This is a genomic window from Polaromonas sp. P3_C2 (assembly GCF_056402675.1).
Window position 1 is genome coordinate 1 of sequence record NZ_JBFUGX010000014.1, and the last position, 18,517, is coordinate 18,517.

Annotated in this window: 20 protein-coding genes and 1 pseudogene; 12 read left to right on the plus strand and 9 right to left on the minus strand. The window is 63.2% G+C overall.

Annotation, left to right across the window (positions count from 1 at the left end; all coding sequences use genetic code 11):
- On the plus strand, nt 1-496 hold a 496-nt coding region (locus AC1DWI_RS01440; RefSeq protein ID WP_477724282.1), incomplete at its 5' end, for a BMP family ABC transporter substrate-binding protein.
- Between the two features lie 106 nt (nt 497-602).
- Nucleotides 603-1,655, plus strand: a complete 1,053-nt coding sequence (locus AC1DWI_RS01445; RefSeq protein WP_477724283.1) for an adenosine deaminase — start codon at nt 603-605, stop codon at nt 1,653-1,655.
- Here AC1DWI_RS01445 and AC1DWI_RS01450 read toward each other — a convergent pair.
- Complete coding sequence (locus AC1DWI_RS01450; protein WP_477668116.1) at nt 1,613-2,926, minus strand: MFS transporter; 1,314 nt, start codon at nt 2,924-2,926, stop codon at nt 1,613-1,615. The two genes, AC1DWI_RS01445 and AC1DWI_RS01450, sit on opposite strands and share 43 nt — an antisense overlap.
- A 121-nt stretch (nt 2,927-3,047) precedes the next feature.
- Between AC1DWI_RS01450 and AC1DWI_RS01455 the strand changes: the two genes are divergently transcribed.
- The gene (locus AC1DWI_RS01455) at nt 3,048-4,022 is read left to right on the plus strand and encodes a LysR substrate-binding domain-containing protein (RefSeq protein WP_477668115.1); all 975 of its coding nucleotides are present in this window, start codon (nt 3,048-3,050) and stop codon (nt 4,020-4,022) included.
- A 101-nt stretch (nt 4,023-4,123) separates the two neighbouring features.
- On the plus strand, nt 4,124-5,416 hold the full coding sequence (locus AC1DWI_RS01460; protein WP_477668906.1) for a YbfB/YjiJ family MFS transporter: 1,293 nt from the start codon (nt 4,124-4,126) through the stop codon (nt 5,414-5,416).
- A 12-nt stretch (nt 5,417-5,428) separates the two neighbouring features.
- Here the strand turns inward: AC1DWI_RS01460 and AC1DWI_RS01465 are convergent, their stop codons facing one another.
- Nucleotides 5,429-5,833: a tautomerase family protein gene (locus AC1DWI_RS01465; RefSeq protein WP_477668114.1), complete on the minus strand. Its 405-nt coding sequence runs from the start codon at nt 5,831-5,833 to the stop codon at nt 5,429-5,431.
- A gap of 133 nt (nt 5,834-5,966) precedes the next feature.
- Between AC1DWI_RS01465 and AC1DWI_RS01470 the strand changes: the two genes are divergently transcribed.
- The 4 genes from AC1DWI_RS01470 (at nt 5,967) to guaD (ending at nt 9,543) form a co-directional block, all read left to right on the plus strand.
- Complete coding sequence (locus tag AC1DWI_RS01470; protein ID WP_477668113.1) at nt 5,967-6,851, plus strand: LysR substrate-binding domain-containing protein; 885 nt, start codon at nt 5,967-5,969, stop codon at nt 6,849-6,851.
- Between the two features lie 271 nt (nt 6,852-7,122).
- Entirely contained in the window at nt 7,123-7,758 is a 636-nt protein-coding gene (gene queE, locus AC1DWI_RS01475) for a 7-carboxy-7-deazaguanine synthase (protein WP_477668112.1), read from the plus strand.
- A gap of 23 nt (nt 7,759-7,781) precedes the next feature.
- Nucleotides 7,782-8,144: a 6-pyruvoyl trahydropterin synthase family protein gene (locus tag AC1DWI_RS01480; protein WP_477724287.1), complete on the plus strand. Its 363-nt coding sequence runs from the start codon at nt 7,782-7,784 to the stop codon at nt 8,142-8,144.
- A gap of 106 nt (nt 8,145-8,250) precedes the next feature.
- Nucleotides 8,251-9,543, plus strand: a complete 1,293-nt coding sequence (gene guaD, locus AC1DWI_RS01485; RefSeq protein ID WP_477668111.1) for a guanine deaminase — start codon at nt 8,251-8,253, stop codon at nt 9,541-9,543.
- Here guaD and AC1DWI_RS01490 read toward each other — a convergent pair.
- The 3 genes and pseudogenes from AC1DWI_RS01490 to AC1DWI_RS01500 form a co-directional block, all read right to left on the minus strand.
- Nucleotides 9,540-10,226, minus strand: a complete 687-nt coding sequence (locus AC1DWI_RS01490) for a hypothetical protein (protein ID WP_477668110.1) — start codon at nt 10,224-10,226, stop codon at nt 9,540-9,542. The genes guaD and AC1DWI_RS01490 overlap by 4 nt on opposite strands.
- Nucleotides 10,227-10,342: 116 nt before the next feature.
- Nucleotides 10,343-10,477 (minus strand): annotated as a pseudogene (locus AC1DWI_RS01495) (acetamidase/formamidase family protein); the annotation flags it as partial.
- A 135-nt stretch (nt 10,478-10,612) separates the two neighbouring features.
- Nucleotides 10,613-12,829: a PAS domain-containing protein gene (locus AC1DWI_RS01500; protein ID WP_477724284.1), complete on the minus strand. Its 2,217-nt coding sequence runs from the start codon at nt 12,827-12,829 to the stop codon at nt 10,613-10,615.
- A 297-nt stretch (nt 12,830-13,126) separates the two neighbouring features.
- On the opposite strand from AC1DWI_RS01500, the gene dcd reads away from it, so the two are divergent.
- The gene (gene dcd / locus AC1DWI_RS01505; RefSeq protein ID WP_457279872.1) at nt 13,127-13,699 is read left to right on the plus strand and encodes a dCTP deaminase; all 573 of its coding nucleotides are present in this window, start codon (nt 13,127-13,129) and stop codon (nt 13,697-13,699) included.
- A gap of 72 nt (nt 13,700-13,771) precedes the next feature.
- Here dcd and AC1DWI_RS01510 read toward each other — a convergent pair whose 3' ends face one another.
- From AC1DWI_RS01510 to AC1DWI_RS01520, 3 genes are all read right to left on the minus strand, one after another.
- Nucleotides 13,772-14,668, minus strand: coding sequence for an alpha/beta hydrolase (locus AC1DWI_RS01510; protein ID WP_477724285.1), 897 nt, complete (start codon nt 14,666-14,668; stop codon nt 13,772-13,774).
- A 115-nt stretch (nt 14,669-14,783) separates the two neighbouring features.
- Complete coding sequence (locus tag AC1DWI_RS01515; protein WP_477668107.1) at nt 14,784-15,206, minus strand: universal stress protein; 423 nt, start codon at nt 15,204-15,206, stop codon at nt 14,784-14,786.
- A 125-nt stretch (nt 15,207-15,331) separates the two neighbouring features.
- A complete protein-coding gene (locus AC1DWI_RS01520; RefSeq protein WP_477668106.1) occupies nt 15,332-16,237 on the minus strand; it encodes a delta(1)-pyrroline-2-carboxylate reductase family protein in 906 nt (301 codons plus the stop codon).
- Between the two features lie 177 nt (nt 16,238-16,414).
- Between AC1DWI_RS01520 and AC1DWI_RS01525 the strand changes: the two genes are divergently transcribed.
- Nucleotides 16,415-16,831, plus strand: coding sequence for a hypothetical protein (locus tag AC1DWI_RS01525; RefSeq protein ID WP_477668105.1), 417 nt, complete (start codon nt 16,415-16,417; stop codon nt 16,829-16,831).
- 41 nt (nt 16,832-16,872) lie between these two features.
- Nucleotides 16,873-17,145, plus strand: a complete 273-nt coding sequence (locus AC1DWI_RS01530) for a hypothetical protein (protein ID WP_477668104.1) — start codon at nt 16,873-16,875, stop codon at nt 17,143-17,145.
- Here AC1DWI_RS01530 and pcp read toward each other — a convergent pair.
- Entirely contained in the window at nt 17,138-17,818 is a 681-nt protein-coding gene (gene pcp / locus AC1DWI_RS01535) for a pyroglutamyl-peptidase I (protein WP_477668103.1), read from the minus strand. The genes AC1DWI_RS01530 and pcp overlap by 8 nt on opposite strands.
- Nucleotides 17,819-17,862: 44 nt before the next feature.
- Between pcp and AC1DWI_RS01540 the strand changes: the two genes are divergently transcribed.
- Nucleotides 17,863-18,517, plus strand: a 655-nt coding sequence (locus AC1DWI_RS01540) for a 2-keto-4-pentenoate hydratase (RefSeq protein ID WP_477724286.1), incomplete at its 3' end; no start/stop codon positions are given.

Genomic DNA, 18,517 nt, shown 5'->3' on the forward strand with positions numbered 1-18,517 from the left:
CAAGGAAACCGAAGCCGCCACGGCGCTCATCAATGGCGGGGCCGACGTGCTGTTCCAGAACACTGATTCGTCCGCCGTGCTGCAGACCGCCGAAAAAATGGGCAAACGCGCCTTCGGCTGGGATTCGGACATGACCGCCTACGGCCCCAAGGCCCACCTGGCATCGGCCATCATCAACTGGGGCCCGTACTATGTGAAGTCCGTGGGTGAGGCGCTTGAGGGCAAATGGACGGGCAACACCGCTGCCTGGTGGGGCGTCAAGGAAGGCGCCATCGACATCGTGTCGATTGCAGCCGATGTGCCGGACGACACCAAAAAACGCGTCGAAGAAGTCAAGGCCGGCCTGAAGGACGGTAGCTTCTCGATCTGGAAAGGCCCGATCACCGACAACACCGGCAAGGAACTGCTGGCCAAGGATGTGGTGGCGGACGACAAATTTCTCGGCGGCCTGAAGACGTACGTCAAGGGTGTCGAAGGCAAGGTTCCCGGCAACTGAGGATAATGGACAGAGCGCCGTGCCTGGGCAACAGTTCCCGGGCCGGAGCGCTCGCAACGTAGTTTCAAAGCTGCCTTCGGGCAGCTTTTTTGTTTCTGGAGTTGACATGACACCCGCACCATTCAATGTAAAACCCGTGTCCGCAGACCGCCTGCCCGAACTGCTCAAAAGCATGCCCAAAGCCGAGCTGCATATGCATATCGAAGGCTCGCTTGAGCCCGAACTGATCTTCGCGCTGGCCCGCCGCAACGGCGTGAACATTCCCTATGCCAGCGTTGAAGAATTGCGCAGCGCTTATGCCTTTACCAACCTGCAGAGCTTTCTCGACATCTACTACGCAGGCGCCAGTGTGCTCATCACCGAGCAGGATTTTTACGATATGGCCGATGCCTACTTGCGCAAAGCTGCCGCTGACAACGTGGTGCACACCGAAATGTTTTTTGACCCGCAAACGCACACGGCACGCGGCGTCAGCATGGAAACGGTCATCAACGGCCTGCACCGTGCCTGTGTGGACGCGCAGGCCGGGCTGGGCGTCAGCGCCTCGCTGATCCTGTGCTTTCTGCGCCATCTCAGTGAGGAAGACGCGTTTGAAACGCTGGAGCAGGCCTTGCCCTTCCGTGACAAATTCATTGGCATCGGGCTTGACTCAGGCGAGGTCGGCAACCCGCCCGAGAAGTTTGCCCGCGTGTTTGCGCGCTGCCGTGAGCTGGGTTTTCACCTGGTGGCCCACGCCGGCGAGGAAGGCCCGCCCGAATACGTCTGGACGGCGCTTGACGTGCTCAAGGTGGAGCGTGTAGACCACGGCGTGCGTTCCAGCCGTGATGCATCGCTGATGCAGCGCCTGGCGCAAGACCGCATTCCGCTCACGGTCTGCCCGCTCTCCAACCTCAAGCTCTGTGTGTTCCCGGACCTTRCCAGCCACAACCTGCGTGAGCTGCTTGATGCCGGGCTGGTAGCCACGGTCAATTCAGACGACCCGGCCTATTTCGGCGGCTACATGAATGAGAACTTCACGCAGACTTTTGCCGCGACGGGACTGAATGCACAGCACGCTTACGTGCTGGCACGCAACAGCTTTGAGGCGAGCTTCATCGACGCTTCGGCGAAGGCGCATTATGTGGACCGCCTTAACGAAAGCTTCGAAGCCTTCAACTGAGTGCCGCGCACCGGTTTCGGCGCACCGGCCGCAAGCAGCGGCAGCGCCACCAACGCGCACAGGCCGGCCACACCCCAAACCATGGCCCAGCCTTGCCAGGCCAGCAGGTAAGGAAGGCTCAAGGGCGTGACAAAACACACCGCGAACACGCTGGTGTTGGCCATGCCCAGGGCGGTGCCGGCACGCCGCGCGCCGGCCAGCGTCGCGAGTTCGGTAAAGGCCACGCCGTGCCAGGCCGATACGCATATCCCGCAGGCCGCCAGTAGCGCCAGCAACGCGATGCCCATGGCGGCCGGCACCACGGGCCGCATCCCCGCCCAGGTCACCAGCGCCGCGAGCGCGCCGAACAATGCAATGCTCAACACGGTGCAGGTGCGTAAATAGGCGCGGCGGTTCTGGTGCCTGTCGGTCCAGTGGCCGCTCCAGACGCGCATGCCCATCGCGCCGACCTGCACGCTGACCATGGCGGTGGTGATCGCGGCCACGCCCCAGTGCGCGAAGTCATGCAGGAACACCGTGCCAAAGGACAGCACCGCGAACTGCGGCGCGCACAGAATGCCTATGCCCGCCACGATGCGCCAGACACGTGGGTCGCGCAGCGGGCCGCCGGTAGCATCATCCGCTCCGGGTACCGAGGCGATGGTCTGCTGTGCGGCAGCGGGAGGCGGCTCATGCAGCCATAGCCAGGCGAGGGCGGCCGTGGCCGCACACAGCAGCGCCAGCAAGCCGTAGATCACCGCGAAGCCCGCATGCAGCGCCAGCGCCGGCAGCAGCAGCGCGCCCAGGCCACCGCCCAGCGGCACGGCGGTCTGGCGGATGCTCATGGCCAGGCCGCGCTCGCCGCTCTGGAACCACGACATGATGGCGCGCCCGCTTGCGCCGTTGACGCTGCCGCCCAAAAGGCCCACCAGCAAGAGGCCGGCAGCCAGCAGTGGCAGGCCTGGTATGTGGCCGGGTGTGGGCGCCGCGAACAGTGCCATCGCCGCCAGCGCCGCCGCCGTCGCGCTCAGGCCCAGCAGCAGCACGGGCCGGTCGCCCCAGCGGTCGGCCAAGAGGCCCCAGGGCAGTTCGCTGACCGCGATGCCCAGGCCCATGAGGCCCAGCACCAGGCCCAGCGAGGTGTTGTCGAGCTGGTAGCCCGAACGCATGAAGATGGCGGTCATGGGCAGGCCGCTGAAAGCCACTGAAAAGCTGGCGTTGGCGGCTACGCCGACGCCCAACACCTTCCAGCGATGCTGCGGGCCGGGAAGGGGATGTGGGGAGCTGGGCATGGAGGGATTTCCTGGGCGTGGAGGATGAAAAAACGAGAAGACGGAGCCAGTGTAGAAAGTTAGAATCATTCTGAAAATCAGAAAATATTGGATGAATAGTTCCAATAAAAAGGATGATTAGATGACCCGGCCCCTGTTTGACCCCGACGTGTTGCGCACCTTTGCCACCGGCATGGCACTGGGCAGCTATGCCAAGGCCGCCGACCGGCTGGGACGCTCAACGTCCGCCGTGAGCGCACAGCTCAAGAAGCTTGAAGCGCAGGCCGACACGCCGCTGTTCCGCAAGGCCGGCCGCGGTCTGGCGCTGACCGACGCGGGCGAAACCCTGCTGGCCTACGCGCATCGCCTGCTGGACCTCAACGAGGAAGCCGCGGCGGCCCTGCGCGGCGCGGATCTGCAGGGCTGGGTGCGCCTGGGCCTGCAGGAAGATTTCGGCGAGACCTTGCTGCCCGGCGTGCTGGGCCGCTTCGCGCGCGCCCATCCCAAGGTCCGCATCGAAGCCTGCATGACGCGCTGTGCCGAACTGCGCGAACGGCTGGCCTTGCGCCAGCTGGACTTGGCCCTGGTATGGGACGCCGGCGAGCCCTCATCATTGCCGCATGGCGAGACGCTGCTGAACCTGCCCTTGCAATGGCTGGGCGCCGCGGCGCAAGGTGAGGACCTTCCCGCCTGGGCCCGCGCGCTTCAAGCCAACGGCCAGAGCGGTGCCTGGCGCGGCGATGCCTTGCCGCTGGTGCTGCTCGATGCGCCATGCCCGCTGCGCGACATCGCCACCGGCGCGCTGGAGCAGGCCGGCATCCCGTGGCGGCATGCTTTCACCAGCGCCAGCCTGGCGGCGCTCTGGGCCGCGGCTGCCGCCGGCCTGGGGCTCACGCTGCGCACTTCCCTCGGCTTGCCTGCCACCTTGCACGCGCTGGCGCCGGCGGCGCACGGGCTGCCCAGGCTGCCGCGCATCACGCTGTCGCTGTACCGCGCGATGGCCGAGCCCGAAGCGCCGGTGGCGCAACTCGCGGCGCTGCTGCGGCAAGCGGTGCAGCAGCAGCCGGTGGCGCCGTCCGCGCCGCGGGCAAAGCGCGCGGCCGCTGTTCGCCGCTGAGGGTGCTGCCCAGTCTTGCGCGGGGGTTATTCGGTGGGTGCCTGGCTGGGCAGAGGCGCAAACGTATGATCCCCACTGAACCATCAAGCAAGGATCCCGGCATGGCCGTAACGCCGCAGCAACACCAAGAGCCATCTCCCGCGCCGCACAGCCCCTGGCCCATTGCACTGGCTGGGTTGGTGGCACTGGCCGTAGCCATGGGTCTCGGGCGCTTTGCCTTCACGCCGCTGCTGCCGATGATGCTCAACGATGGCGTGGTCGATTTGCCGACGGCCAGCTGGCTGGCCAGCGCCAACTACTTCGGCTACATGCTGGGTGCGATTCTTTGCACGCTGCAGCCCTGGCTGTGGGCGCGCTTCAAGTGGCTGCCRCACCTGGCGTATTCGTCCTTGGTGCGCGCCGGTCTGGTTGCCACCGGCGTGCTGACGCTGGCCATGGGCTGGCATTTTCCGGCTGCATGGCCGCTGCTGCGGTTTGCTGCGGGCGTGACCAGCGCGGTGGTGTTCGTCTTCACGTCGGGCTGGTGCCTGTCCCAGCTGGCCAGGCGCGGCGTGCCCGCGATGGGCGGCATCATCTATGTTGGCCCGGGCGCCGGTATCGTGGTGAGCGGCCTGTTTGCCACTGGCATGGTGGCTTGGCAYTGGACAGCCGCCACCGGCTGGATGATTTTCGGCGTGCTGGCGTTTGCGCTGACAGCCTCGGTGTGGCATGTCTTGCGCGGCGGCGACGAGCGCCTCATCGCGCTGGCGCCGCGCGCCGCTGGCTCGCCCGTTGCGGCGACCCAGCACCACGGCCATGCCGAAATGACCCTGCTCACGCTGGCCTATGGCTTGGCGGGCTTCGGCTACATCATCACCGCCACGTTTTTGCCGGTGATTGCGCGCGCGGCTTTGCCGGGATCAGCCTGGCTGGACATGTTCTGGCCCATCTTCGGCCTGGGCGTCATGGTGGGTGCGCTGCTGGCCACACGCCTGCCGCCGGGCAAGGACTTCCGCCTGCTGCTGGCCGGCTGCTACTTTTTGCAGGCGCTGGGCATTGGGGCCAGCCTCTGGAGCCCCAGCCTCGCCGGTTTTGCGCTGGGCAGCCTGATGCTGGGAATCCCGTTTACCGCCATCACCTTTTTTGCGATGCAGGAAGTGCGGCGCCTCAAACCCGCCACGGCCGCCAGTTTCATGGGCCTTCTGACAGCCACATACGGTGTCGGCCAGATCCTCGGCCCGCCGCTGGTGGCCGTGCTGCTCCGGCGTACACCCAACGCGGGCGCGGGTTTCACGATGTCGCTGGAAATTGCGGCGGCCTCGCTGCTGGTGGGCGCTGTGGTGTATGGGTGGATGGCGAAGGCTTATCCGGTACTGCCGGCTTTACCGTCTGGCGGCGTAGCGGCGCAGAAGTAAGCGCTTCGCTCATCAGTTAGGACCGGGCTGTTGCACCAGCGCCATGGCAAACTTGCCGCCGCCCACCGACCAGTCCGAATAGTCGTTTTCATGCATGAAGATGAAAACGTCATCGGCGGCAACACCGGCGTTGGTCTTTAAATTGCGCGCGATGCCCGCATAGAGTGCGCGCTTCATCGCATCGCTGCGGCCGCGCCGCATCGTGATCTCGACGACCACCGGTTGCTCTGAACGTGCCATGCCGTTGAAGCTTCGGTTGAAGAAGAACTGCTGCGCATCGTAGCTGCTGACCGAATTAAAAAGCTCGTCTTCAGGCATGCCAATGCTGTCGACCAGCGCTTGGTGAATCCCGTCGACGATGCCTTGCCGTTGCTGGGGGCTGGTGCTGTGGTGGACGCTGGTGCGGACAAAAGGCATGTGATTTTTCCTCAATTTAAATAGATGGCAGTGAATTGAAGCTTTCACCGAGGTGTCTCGAATTCTGGCAATCAATGACCGTCAGGAAAAGCGATTTGTTCGCAAGTCATATGTGCCATAAACTCACATAATGATGAAGCGCCATCTCCCACCTTTGAATGCCCTGCGTGCCTTTGAAGCCGCTGCCCGGCTGGGCCGCATGACGGCTGCGGCCGAGGAGTTGTCGGTGACCCCCGGGGCCATCAGCCGGCAGGTGCGCCAGCTGGAGCAGTCCCTGGGCGTGCCGCTCTTCGAGGGTGCCAAAAACAAGCCACAACTGACCGCTGCCGGCGCTGGGCTGTGGCCGGCGCTTGCCGCTGCGCTGGACCAGATGGAAGCCGCAGTGCGTGAAGTGCGCAGCAGCGAGGCCGGAACGCTGGACGTCTCCTGCTTCAGCACCTTTACCGTCAAGTGGCTGATTCCGCGTCTTTTTGATTTCAATGCGCGCCATCCCGATATCGACGTCCGGCTCAGCGCCGCCGAGCGTGTGACCGGTGTGGACCGTGACCGCTACGACCTCGTCATCACGGTAGACGGGCGGGGCAGCGAAAAGTCCGCCACGCTGCTGCCGCTGTTTGTGGAGCGCCTGGGCCCTGTCATGGCGCCTGGCCTCGCCAATCGGGCGAACGTGCGCGAAGCGATCGACCTGGCCCGCTTGCCGCTGCTGCACACCCAGACGCGGCGGGATGCCTGGCAGATGTGGTGCGAGTCGCGTGGCCTTGCCCTCCCCATTCAGGACGGTCCGGAGTTTGAGCACTACTACTTCACGCTAGAGGCGGCCGTGGCCGGCTTGGGCGTGGCGATAGCGCCCTGGCACCTGGTGATGGACGACGTGCGCGCCGGCCGCCTGGTGGCGCCGCTGGGCTTTGGCGAAAGCGCCTACCAGTACGTGGCCCGGCGGCGCGAAGAGGCCGATGCGAAGCTCGACACCTTTTGCGGCTGGCTGGAGCAGCAGGCGCATGAGATGCCTGTGCCTTGAGCGGCCCTGATCTGCCCGCAAATCCCCTGAAAACCCGCCATCGGCCCTGAACCGTTAAAATCAGGGCTTGCGTGCTGCCTCGGCGCGCCGGCATTTGCTTTGTTTCCGGGGCCATGTAGAGGACTACCATGTATAAAAACCTCGCGACCCCCGGTCTTTCGGCTTGTGTGGGCGCCTGTTTTTCCTGCTTTATTTCTCCCGCTCCCTCCTGTGTTTCGCCCCTGCTGCTGCCTGTGGCGGGCTGCGGCTGTGGCCGCGCGAAAGCCGCGCCATGAGCTACCAGGTCAAGGAAATTTTCTACACACTGCAAGGCGAGGGCGCCAATGCCGGACGGCCTGCGGTGTTCTGCCGTTTTGCGGGCTGCAACCTGTGGACGGGCCGCGAGCAGGACCGCGCCACGGCGGTCTGCCAGTTTTGCGACACCGATTTTGTCGGCACCAACGGCACGCTGGGCGGCAAGTTTGCCGATGCCGATGCGCTGGCGCAAAAAATTGAAGCACAGTGGCCTGTCGGCGATAGCGCCCACCGCTTTGTGGTGATGACAGGCGGCGAGCCCTTGCTGCAGGTCGATGCCGAACTGATCGCCGCGTTGCATGCGCGCGGCTTCCAGATTGCGGTGGAAACCAACGGCACCATTGCCGCGCCCCAGGGCATTGACTGGATCTGCGTGAGTCCCAAGGCCGGCGCACCTTGGGTGCAACGCGCGGGCCAGGAGCTCAAGGTCGTCTGGCCACAGCCAAGTTTCGACCTGGCCGAACTTGAGGCTGCCGACTTCACGCACCGTTACCTGCAGCCTATGGACAACCTGCAGCGGCAGCAGAACACCGAAACCTGCATCCAGCTGTGCATGGCACGCCCGGCCTGGCGCCTGAGCCTGCAGACCCACAAAATCACGGGCATCCGATGAAAAAGCTCCCCACGCCAGAACCCATGCGTTGCGAGATCAGCCAGACTTTCTACTTTGACGCGGCGCACACCCTGAAGCGCGTCATCGAGGCCGACAGCAGCAAGCGCGTGCACGGCCATACCTACAACGCCGAGGTTTTTGTCGCTGGCGAGCCCGATGCGGCCACCGGTATGGTGATGGACCTCGGCCTGGTGCGGCGCGAGATCGAGGTGCTGCGCGAAGAATTGGACCACCACCTGCTCGACGACGTGAAAGATCTGGGCCCGCCTACACTCGAAAATCYGTGCCAGTTCATCTTCCGCAAGCTGGACGCACGTCTGCCGGGCTTGACTTCGGTACGTGTCTGGCGCGCTTCGCTGGGCGACGGCTGCCGCGTGAGCCGCTGAACCCGGCCGTCCGGCTGGCAGCAAGCTCAAAAAGCCTGATAAGCCCTATAGGCCTTATCGGGTTCTGAGTATTCAGCCCGCCGGTGACTGGGTTAATCTTGCAGCCATGAAAGCCTATCGCGCCGCCCTCCTGTACTTTGCCGCGCCTGCGCAGGCCGTTTATGAGGCTGATGGCCTGCTGGTAACCGGGCCCGATGCCGAAGGCCGCCAGGTGGTGCAAGCCGTCGGCAGCTACCACGCGCTGGTTTCACAGTTCGCCGAGGTGCCCACCGAATACCTGCCGGGCCGCCTCATCGCGCCGGGTTTTGTCGACATGCACGTTCACTATCCGCAGCTGGACGCGATCGGCTCGCCTGCCGAAGGGCTGCTGCCCTGGCTTGAAAACTATACTTTTCCAGAAGAAAAACGCTTCGCAAGCAAGGACCACTGTGCGCAAGCAGCTACGTTTTTCATAGCAGAACTGCTTCGCAACGGGGTCACCACGGCACTGGCCTTCGCGACCTCGCATGTGGAATCCGTCAACGCGCTGTTCGCCGAGGCACAGAAAAACCAGCTGCGCCTCATGACCGGAAAATGCCTGATGGACCAGAATGCCCCGGACGGCGTGCGCGACGAAACGGTGCAAAGCTTGCAGGACACCGAGGCGCTGATCCAGCGCTGGCATGGCGTAGACCGGCTGGGCTACGCCATCACGCCGCGTTTTGTGCCCAGCTGCAGCGAAGCGCAGTTGCGCGGCGCCGGAGAGCTGGCCGCGAAATACCCGGACGTGTGGATCCAGTCGCACGTGGCGGAGAACAAGGACGAGATCGCCTGGGTGCGCCAGCTCTATCCGAAGGCGCGCAGCTACCTCAGCGTCTATGAACAGTTCGGACTGCTGCGCCCGCGCGCCGTATATGCGCATTGCATCCACATCGACGACGAAGACCGCGCCCTGATGCGCGGCACCGGCACGGCGGCAGCCGTGAGCCCGACCAGCAACCTGTTTCTGGGCAGCGGCTTTTTTGACTACGAACGCGCAGACCGCATCGGTTTCCCCTATGGCCTGGCCAGCGACGTGGGTGGCGGCACCTCGTTCAGCCCCTTCCACACCATGCTGGCCGCCTACTACGTGGGAAGGGAAGGGCAGACCAAAACCGGCCTGTCGCTCAAGCCGCAGCACCTGTGGTGGCAGCACACGGCGGGTGCGGCGCGTGCACTGGGCCTGGAAGGCGTTGTCGGTAACCTGCAGCCCGGTTGCGAAGCCGACTTCGTCGTGCTCAACCTCCAGGCCACGCCGCTGCTGGCGCGCAAGACGGCGCAAGCCGCCAGCCTGGACGAGTTGTTGTTCGCACTGATTGTGCTGGGTGACGACCGGGTGATTGAAAAGGCCGTGATTTCTCAGGCGGGCGGCACAGCCTAGCAGCCGGCCCGGTCGCGTTCGGCTTCCGCGTCGCGCCGGCGTTGGTTCAGGCTTTCCATGGCAGCCACACTGCCGCCGCTGCGCTGGCTCTTCTGGATGCCCTCAATTTTGGTGTTGATGCTGCTGCAACGCTTCTTTTGCGATTCGGCGGATCGCAGCGAGGAGGCATCGCCGCCCTGCGCAGCCTCGACGGCCCTGGATTCCAGGGCCTGAGGCCGCGCAGGCGCGACGCCTGGCGCCGGACTGCCGGGCAGTTTTCCCACGGCGGCCAGCGCCGCCGCAACCTCCTGGGCATGTTTCTTGGCTGCGATGCAGTCGGCTTCGATGCTGGCACGAACTTCCGGCGCGGTGCCGCGTTTGCCGTAGACCTCGGTGATCAGGGTTTTCTCTTCTTCCGAATAGGCGGCGGCCCTGAGTTTTTCCGCCAGCGCTCCCGCTTCGCGCGACCAGACAATTTTCTGGGAGTCGATGCCGCGTTGCCGGCACTGTGTGTCCGTGCCCGCGCTGGCGACGGGTCGGGGGACATTGTCGAAATTGCGCACTTCCGTGCCCGGCTGCACCGTGTCGCAGGGGCGGTCCTGGTAGACGTTGCCGCAGCGATGCATCTTCTGCGCCTGTGCCCCGGCGCCAAGCAGCATCAGCACGGTCCCTGCGGCGATCCCCATCCAGGTTTTGCAGTTCATTGCCGACTCCCCCTGTCATGTAGTGATGCGCCATTTAAGCACACCGCCAGAGTGGGTCCACGGCCCGCTTTGGCCAGGATTTCGGGTTTTCGGGACTGTGGGCAGGCAGACTTCCGGCCTATCAGGCCGGGGTGAATCAGGCCGACGAAGTTCACGCCCGGCACGTGGCGCGAACTCGTAAACATGACTTTGAAGTCCCAGATCGATTTCTACGCTTCGGGGAAATGGTCGGTCAAAAAGCCGCCGCCGTGAACAAGCACCTGGAGCACATTTTGAAAAGCTGGGCGTGGAAACACGGGCGGCAGCCGCGGCACTGGCGACTGGGCATGTCTTTTAGGCCGGCCCAAGCCCTGCCTGGGCGGAAAAAACGGCTTTTTTTGCCGCGTTCAATGAATCTCCGCGGTAGCGACGGGGACCTCCAGGATGAACGATGCGCCTTTTCCAGTACCGTCGCTGTGGACCTGCAAGCTACCCCCCATTTCCTGCGCGGCCAGAACGCAGCTGTGCAGGCCAAAGCCATGCCCGTTTTTGCGTGTGGTGAAGCCGTGAGAGAAAACGCGTGTCAGGTTCTCCGGTGCAATGCCTTCCCCGTTGTCTGTCACCGTGATGCGCAGCACGGGCCCTTCCAGCAAAACAGCATGGAGCGTAATGAACGGGCGCCTGTCTGCAATCGTGCCAAAAGCCTGCTTGGCGTTGCTGATCAGGTTCACCAGCACCTGCAAAACGCGTTGCCGATCCAGCAAAAGGGTGGGCAACGTTGCGTATTTTTTTTCAACATCCACTTTGTGGCGCGTCAGTGCATCCGCATTCATGCGCAGCGCGTCGTCCAGCAACTCATCCACCTTTGCGGATTCGACGACACGCGGGGTGCCTGCGTATGATTGCTGGGTCGCGATGACCTGTTTGATGTGGTCCACACTGCTGCAAAGTGCGTCGAGTTCTTTCGCGATCGATTCATGCTCTGCCTCCAGTGTCCGCGCCAACTCGCGCAGATAGGCGGGTAACAGCTTGCCCTTGCTGTCCCGCGTCAAAAACTCCCCCAAATCTCCGGTATGAGCGTCCATCAAACCCACAGAGCGGGCGAGCCCCTTGAGCTTGGACGTCCGCAACTGGCTGCCAATCAGTTCGGCCGACACGTTAACGCTGTTGAGAACATTCCCCACGTTGTGCAGCACGTTGGTTGCGATCTCTGCCATGCCCGCCAGACGCGCCGTGGTGAGCAGCTGGGCTTGAACCTCTTCAATTTTTCGTTCCGCTTCCTTCAATTCGGATATGTTTTTCGAAGTCCCGAAGGTTCCGATCAGTGTGCCGTTCCTGTCTCTCCAGGGGCCTTTGGTAGTGAGGTACCAGACGACACGCCCATCAGGATGAACGGTTTTTTCGCTCTTTTCGAGGATCGGTTTCCCCGTCCGGATAATCTCTTCTTCGTCGTGACTAAATTCACTCGCCCTGTCCTGGCCGTAAATGTCTGCATCGGTTTTACCAATCACATACTTTTCAAACTCCTCCACACTGGCCAAATGCGGTGGAAGTGTCTCCTCACCCATGTCCGGATGTGCTGCGCGATAGCGGCTGATCGATAGCCGCAGGAGGTTGTGAACTTCCGAGCGGCTGACTTTTACCAAACGTGATTTCAGATCCTTGAAGAAGATGGAATCTGGTGAGCTCTCCATCAGCGTAGCCAGCAAATCATGGTGGTGCGCCAGCGCTGCTTCAGTCTGCTTCAGGGCAGTAATGTCCTTGGAAATACCGAAGGTACCAATGATGGCTCCGGCGTTGTTGCGCAGCGGCATCTTTGTACTCAGCTTCCAGGATTCACCGCGCCCGTCTTTCCAGGTTTCCTTCTCCACTTTGCCGATGATCGGCTGACCTGTGCGCAGGATTTCCTGTTCATCCTCGTATGCGGGGCGCGCATGCTCTTCGGAAAAAAAATCGTGATCCGTCTTGCCCACCAGCTCCTCCGGTGATGCCCCAAACTGTAGCGCCTGTGCCTTGCTGCATTTGAGAAAGCGGGACTGCGCATCCTTGAAATAAATGTGATCGGGAGCGTTGTCCAGAAGCGTGCGCAACAAATCCTGCTCGTTGATCTGGGAGTCAGCCGCCGCGCTCCCCTTCTCCGTAACATCCGCCGCAGGGTGCCCGCCTGGATGAGACCCGGCGAGTTGTTGCAAATGCCACTTCTCTGCCAGGGAGTACGCCAATTGGATGACTTCTACAGGATCAAGCGGCGTCTTGAGCACCAGCCACCTGCTATTCGTGGCTCCCATGGCTGCGCGCAGCGCATCAGAAGAAAGATCCAGCCGCTCCGCGCACAGCACTATCTGGACTCCCGGATCAAGCGCCCATATTTGAGGTGCCATTTCGAGCGAAATTCCTCCCGCCGTACCAGAAACACCGATAAATGCCAGGAAGTAGGGACGCGAAGCCAGAAGCGACTGTTGTACCAGGGCCAGCGCCTCGCGTGTGTCGCGGGCACCATCCAGTTCGAATATCCCTCCCGCATTCTCATTTTCAACAAGCATGTTGTGGAAGGCATCGTGAATGCCGGGGYTGCCGTCCACGACAAGAATACGGTCCTTGTTCTGGGTAGATCTTGTTTTCATAGTGGGGGCGCCTCGCATGAACCGGCTTCAGATAGGGGACAACGGCACTTCAGCTTGCACCTGTGCCCGTCGTAGGGGCAACGTTACGCGGAATGTGATGTCTTGACCAGCGGCACTTTCCCCGTCCATGCGTCCCTGGCGTTTTTATCGGATTGTGGGGCAGCGATAGCCCTCAGCCCGTGCTTTTGCCAACAGGCCCCTTGGTGAGGAAGGGCCGGCTGTCTCCGGACTGGCGGTCAGTGGGGGTGGCGCTCCAACCCCAACTTACAATCACAGCCACAACAGGAGCCCCATCCCATGAGCATCAAGAGCGATAAATGGATACGCCGCATGTCCGAGCAGCACGGCATGATCGAACCTTTTGAACCCGGCCAGATCCGCCAGCGGGACGGCCAGAAAATCATCAGCTATGGCACCAGCAGTTACGGCTACGACATCCGCTGCGCGCCCGAGTTCAAGGTCTTCACCAACATCCATAGCACGGTGGTGGACCCAAAGAACTTCGACGAGAAAAGTTTTGTCGACTTCCACGGCGACAGCTGCATCATCCCGCCCAACAGCTTTGCGCTGGCCCGCACCATGGAGTACTTCCGCATCCCGCGCAATGTGCTGACCATCTGCCTGGGCAAAAGCACCTATGCGCGCTGCGGCATCATTGTCAACGTCACGCCGTTTGAGCCCGAATGGGAAGGCTATGTAACGCTGGAGTTCTCCAACACCACGCCGCTGCCAGCCAAGATTTACGCGGGCGAGGGCTGCGCGCAGGTGCTGTTCTTCGAGAGCGACAAGGACGACGTCTGCGAGGTCAGCTACAAGGACCGCGGCGGCAAGTATCAGGGGCAGGTTGGGGTGACCTTGCCGAAGGCGTAACGGACATCTACACGACTGATTTGGACGGACGCCTGCAAAGGGCGTCCGTTTTCGTTTCTGCCCTCTACAGCCTCAGRGCTTGGCGACCTGGGGGCGGCTGGCAAAGCCGCTCATGTACTTGATGGCGTCGCCAATGGTGTCGCGCCACACCGGCCATTCATGATCGCCATCGACGACGCGGTACTCCACCAGCTTGGGCTGGTATTCAAACAATTTCTGGAACAGGCCGGCCGAGTGGTAGGCAATGGAAAAGGTGTCGTGGTCGCCGCTGTTGATGTACAGGGGCACCACGATTTTTTTGCTTTTGTAGGCTTCCCAGCTGGCGGTGTAGTTCAGGCGGTCCCATGAGGCCTGGTCAAATTTGCCGCCTGCCTGGAACGGTGCCACCTGCATGGCCGAAGAGTGGCCCGGGGGTGTCGGTGAATAGATCKCCGGGCTCAACGCCGCGGCGGAAACAAACAGTTCCGGGTACTTGAAAACGGCGTTCACCGTGCCGAAACCGCCGGCGGACAGCCCTGCGATCATGCGGCCTTCACGCGTGGTGATGGTCCTGAAGTTGGTGTCGATGTGCGGGATGAGCTCCTTGATGAGCGCGGTTTCGGCCTTGTCCTTGTTGCCGTCCACCCACCAGGTGGAGCCGCCGCCCGGCATCACGATGATGGCCGGCTGGACGCGGCCTTCCCTGACCAGCGTGTCCATGGTCGCCTGGACCTGGCCTTTAACCAGCCAGTCATTGTGGTCGCCGCCGTTGCCGTGCAGCAGAAACAGCACCGGGTAGCGCAGCCGGCCGCTCTCATAGCCGTCCGGCAGGTAAATGGTGTAGCGGTAGTCTGTGTTCAAGGCCTTTGAGTTGAAGGACCTGACGGTGACCTCGCTGGCAAACGACAGCGGTGCGCCAGCCGCAACAAGTGCCAGTAAAAACCAGCCCAGCAGTTTGCGAATCGACTTGAACCCCATGCCTGTCTCCATCTTGAGCTCCTTGTTGTGTGAGGGCAAGTATCCGGTAAATCCCGGACGCGTGAAAGCGCTCTCACGCAGCGGCTCAACGGATGCCGGGGGCGGGACTGGGCCTCGGTGAACCTTGTTACTTGACCAGCAACACCGGAATCTCGCACTCGGCGACCACGCGCTGGGCCACGCTGCCGATCAGCGCGCGGCTGAGCAGGCCCTGGCCGTGTGTGCCCATCACGATAAGGTGCGCTTTTTCGCGCTTGGCGGCACGCAGTATTTCGGCGGTGGGCGAGCCGACCACGGCGAGGGTTTTAAACGCCATCTTGTGGCGCTGGAGGAAGCGCTCGATCGGCGCCAGCACCTTCTGCGATTCTTCGGTGTGGTAGGCGGTGACGTTGGCCGAACCCAGCATGGTCTTGACGCGCCCCGGCACGGGAGCCTGCACATTGATCACCACCACTTCGCCTTCGGCACCGGCGAGTTCATCGTGGTTCACCAGAAAGGCCAGGGCCTTTTTGGTGTACTTGCTGCCATCGGCGGCGAACAGAATCTTCATGGTTTTTCTCCGGTGTGATCGGATCAGCGTAACACCAGCGCCCTCGTGCCGCTGTAGGTGAGCGCCTGTTTTCGTCTTGCAGTCCGGGGAAAATGGCTTGGATCCAGGTGCCGACTTGGCGCCGTTCAAGCCAGCGCTGTCCGTGCCGCGGCCAAGTCCCAGCCCGCCCAGCCGCAGCTTTTAAACAGCACTGGCCCGGCGGGTTTTTTGAGGTCCTGGCGGATCACATCGGCCAGTGTGGCGAAGCGGCCCACGTCCAGTCCGGCCTGCAGCAGGTCCCCTGCCTCGTGGATGGCATCAGCCGCGTCGACAAACACCGAACCCTTCGCCGCGAAGTATTGGCATAACGCGGCGCTCAGTTCCATCATGGCCGGGGTGAAAGCCCCAACGGCGCTGATGAAGCCGTCAGGCCGGGGCAGCGCGCTGAGGACTACGGCGGCAGCCGGCGTGCAGGTAACGGCCAGCGGGCAGTCGGCCAGCGCGGCATCGGCGTCGTGCACCACGCGGGCGATCAGGCCCAGCGCCTCTGCATGCTGCACCAGGGCCTGGGCGCTGGCGTAGCTGCGCGAAGCGATGCGAAATTCGTGTACGCCCAGGCCTTCGGCATAAGCCTCCAGGTGCGCAAGTCCCTGGACACCGGCACCGACGATGAGCATGGGGCCGTGCGTGTTGGGCGCCAGCCGCTGCGCGGCCAGCAGTGAGACGGCTGCCGTGCGCCGGGCGGTGACGGTGGGCCCGTCGAGCATCAGCCGGCGACTGCCGGTGGCCACGTCAAACACCACAACGTCGCCCTGGATAGTGGGTCGGCCGGTGCCGGCATTGCCAGGCGTGAAGGTGATCAGTTTGGTGATCGCGGTGCGGGCGTCCAGCGCCGGCATCACAAACAGGCTGCCGCCCCCAGTCAGGGGCTGCACCACGCGCGGCGGCACCTGGACGGAACTGTCCTTGAGCAGGTGCGTCAGCTCGCTGACCAGCAACGGGTAAGGCAGGCGGGCGGCGGTCTGGGCGGGGTTTAGCAGGGTGGGCGTCATGGGGCGATGGTAAAGCGGGGAAGGAAGTGGGAGGGCGAGACGAGGGGGTGTCGGTGCCCCGCGTTACGTCGCGTAAAAAAATGAAAGGTTTTTATCCTACATATTCCCGGGAAAAGTGCTGGATGGAAACCGCAAACGCTTCCCTAGGATGAAAACAGGTTCACAGGGAGGCCTGCCATGTTTTCTGACCACTTGCAAAAATTCGACAAAATGCCTTACAAGACGCTGCTCTGGGTAGCGGCTGGGCTGGTGTTTGTTTGCCAGCTGGCAGCCTTCGCGTTTGTGGCGGACGGGCAAGTCGCCAAAGCCAGGATCCGCGACTATCAGCGCCAGGCTGAAGTGCAGGCGATTGCGCAGTGCATCGAAAACACCGCCGGTGCCGCCCGCCAGGGTTGTATCCAGCAGGCCCGCGTCGCGGCCGCCTCAGCCTTGCCGCCCGTCATCACCAGCGCGCAAAAGGGTCAGGCTGTGGCCGATTCATCGGGGGAGTCCGGCGGTGTGATGGCCAGCAACGCAGCAGGCGCCACTGTCAGCAGCATGCTGCCAATGCAGCCTGCACAGGGCTTTATGCCGGCGTCCTTCGCCATCCGCTGATTCAGCAATCATCGGAAGGTCTTACGGCCGGTGCGGTTAGTATGGCCGCGATGGACATGTCACGCCTGTTGCGTCTTTACCAGCCGCGAAACCCCCTGTTCTGGCTGATGCTCGTGCTCAACGGGCTGTCTCCTTTGCTGGCCTGGGTGGTACATAACCGTCCCTTGAATGCCTGGGCCACGGTGCTGGTCACCTGTTTTGCGCTGGGTAACGCCGTGATTGGCACATTCCTGCTGTGGCGATTGCTGCGCAATGAGCCTGCCATGCCCGCGCAGAATGCCGGCGCGCAAGACGCTAACCCTGACGTTAATTGACGGCCCCGGCGCCTTTGACGATGTCGTGCGGTGTGGCCAGCGCCGCCGCTATGGCCAGCCGCAACCCGCGCACGATCTCATCGAGCGGCAAGCTGGGCGCACCCTGTTCGGGCACATAGGGCACATGGATAAAACCGCCACGCGTGCGCCTGAAGCCGCGCTTTGTGGTCAGGGCATGCATGAGCGCATAAAACACGTGGTTGCAGACAAAGGTGCCGGCGGTTTGCGAAACCTCGGCAGCCACGCCCGCCTCCTGCAGCGCCTGCAGCATGGCCTTGATGGGCAGGCTGCTGAAATAGGCTGCCGGCCCGCCCGCCACGACCGGCGTGTCGACGGGCTGGCCGCCGGTATTGTCGGGAATACGGGCATCGTTGACGTTGATGGCAATGCGCTCCAGCGAAATCGCGCTGCGCCCGCCCGCCTGGCCGACGCAGATCACCAGTACCGGCTTATGCAGCGCGAGCAGCCGGATGAGTTCTGCGATGGAGGCCTGAAACACGGTGGGCAATTGCGCCGCCACCAGGAGGTGGCCGCCTACGCGCTTGCCACCCAGCGCCTGTACCGCCAGCCAGCTGGGGTTGAGGGGCAAGCCGCTGTGCCCGGTGTCGCCAAAGGGGTCGAAGCCGGTGAGCAGGACACGGGGTAGCGAAGAAGCGGAAAGGGCTGTGCGCATGCCACCATTGTGAAGGACGGCGGTGTTTTGGCTACCATGGCTCCATGAATACCCCAACCCATCCGGACATTTCCGCGCTGGCCACCGACCTCACCCGCGCCCGTCTTGAAGCCAGCCCGTTGCCTTGGCCCGCCACCGTGCCAACTGACGTGCCGCTGGCCTATGCCACCGCGCTGGCCGTGCGCGCCGCGCGAAGCGCGCAGGGCGACAGCCCGGTAGGCTACAAGGTTGGCTTTACCAACCGCACCATCTGGCCGCGTTATGAAGTCTATGGCCCCATCTGGGGCACGGTGTGGCATAGCAGCCTGGCGCGTGTCGATGCCTCCGGGCCCAACGAGGGAGTGTTGTCGCTCAAAGGCCTGTGTGAACCGCGCATTGAGCCCGAGGTGGTGTTCGGCCTGCGCGAAGCGCCGCCGACCGATTGTTCGGCGGCAGAACTGATTGCGTCCATAGACTGGGTCGCGCACGGCTATGAGATCGTGCACACGCATTTCCCGGGATGGAAGTTCACGGCTGCGCAGGCGGTAGCCGACGGCGGGCTGCACGGCCGGTTATTGGTGGGCCATGCCGTGAAGCTGCCCGACGGGTTGGCGCCCGCGGCACTCATGCAAGCCCTGGCGGGCCTGCGGCTCAAGCTCTACGGCGATGGGGTGCTCAAAGATGAAGGTGAGGGCGCCAATGTGCTGGACGGTCCTGTAG

Bases quoted from the DNA above. Each gene is read 5' to 3' on its own strand.
- dcd (WP_457279872.1), top strand. From the start codon at position 13,127: ATGAGCATCAAGAGCGATAAATGGATACGCCGCATGTCCGAGCAGCAC.
- AC1DWI_RS01455 (WP_477668115.1), top strand. From the start codon at position 3,048: ATGACCCGGCCCCTGTTTGACCCCGACGTGTTGCGCACCTTTGCCACC.
- AC1DWI_RS01450 (WP_477668116.1), bottom strand. From the start codon at position 2,926: ATGCCCAGCTCCCCACATCCCCTTCCCGGCCCGCAGCATCGCTGGAAG.
- AC1DWI_RS01465 (WP_477668114.1), bottom strand. From the start codon at position 5,833: ATGCCTTTTGTCCGCACCAGCGTCCACCACAGCACCAGCCCCCAGCAA.
- AC1DWI_RS01520 (WP_477668106.1), bottom strand. From the start codon at position 16,237: ATGACGCCCACCCTGCTAAACCCCGCCCAGACCGCCGCCCGCCTGCCT.
- guaD (WP_477668111.1), top strand. From the start codon at position 8,251: ATGAAAGCCTATCGCGCCGCCCTCCTGTACTTTGCCGCGCCTGCGCAG.
- AC1DWI_RS01525 (WP_477668105.1), top strand. From the start codon at position 16,415: ATGTTTTCTGACCACTTGCAAAAATTCGACAAAATGCCTTACAAGACG.
- AC1DWI_RS01530 (WP_477668104.1), top strand. From the start codon at position 16,873: ATGGCCGCGATGGACATGTCACGCCTGTTGCGTCTTTACCAGCCGCGA.
- AC1DWI_RS01490 (WP_477668110.1), bottom strand. From the start codon at position 10,226: ATGAACTGCAAAACCTGGATGGGGATCGCCGCAGGGACCGTGCTGATG.
- queE (WP_477668112.1), top strand. From the start codon at position 7,123: ATGAGCTACCAGGTCAAGGAAATTTTCTACACACTGCAAGGCGAGGGC.
- AC1DWI_RS01515 (WP_477668107.1), bottom strand. From the start codon at position 15,206: ATGAAGATTCTGTTCGCCGCCGATGGCAGCAAGTACACCAAAAAGGCC.
- pcp (WP_477668103.1), bottom strand. From the start codon at position 17,818: ATGCGCACAGCCCTTTCCGCTTCTTCGCTACCCCGTGTCCTGCTCACC.
- AC1DWI_RS01470 (WP_477668113.1), top strand. From the start codon at position 5,967: ATGAAGCGCCATCTCCCACCTTTGAATGCCCTGCGTGCCTTTGAAGCC.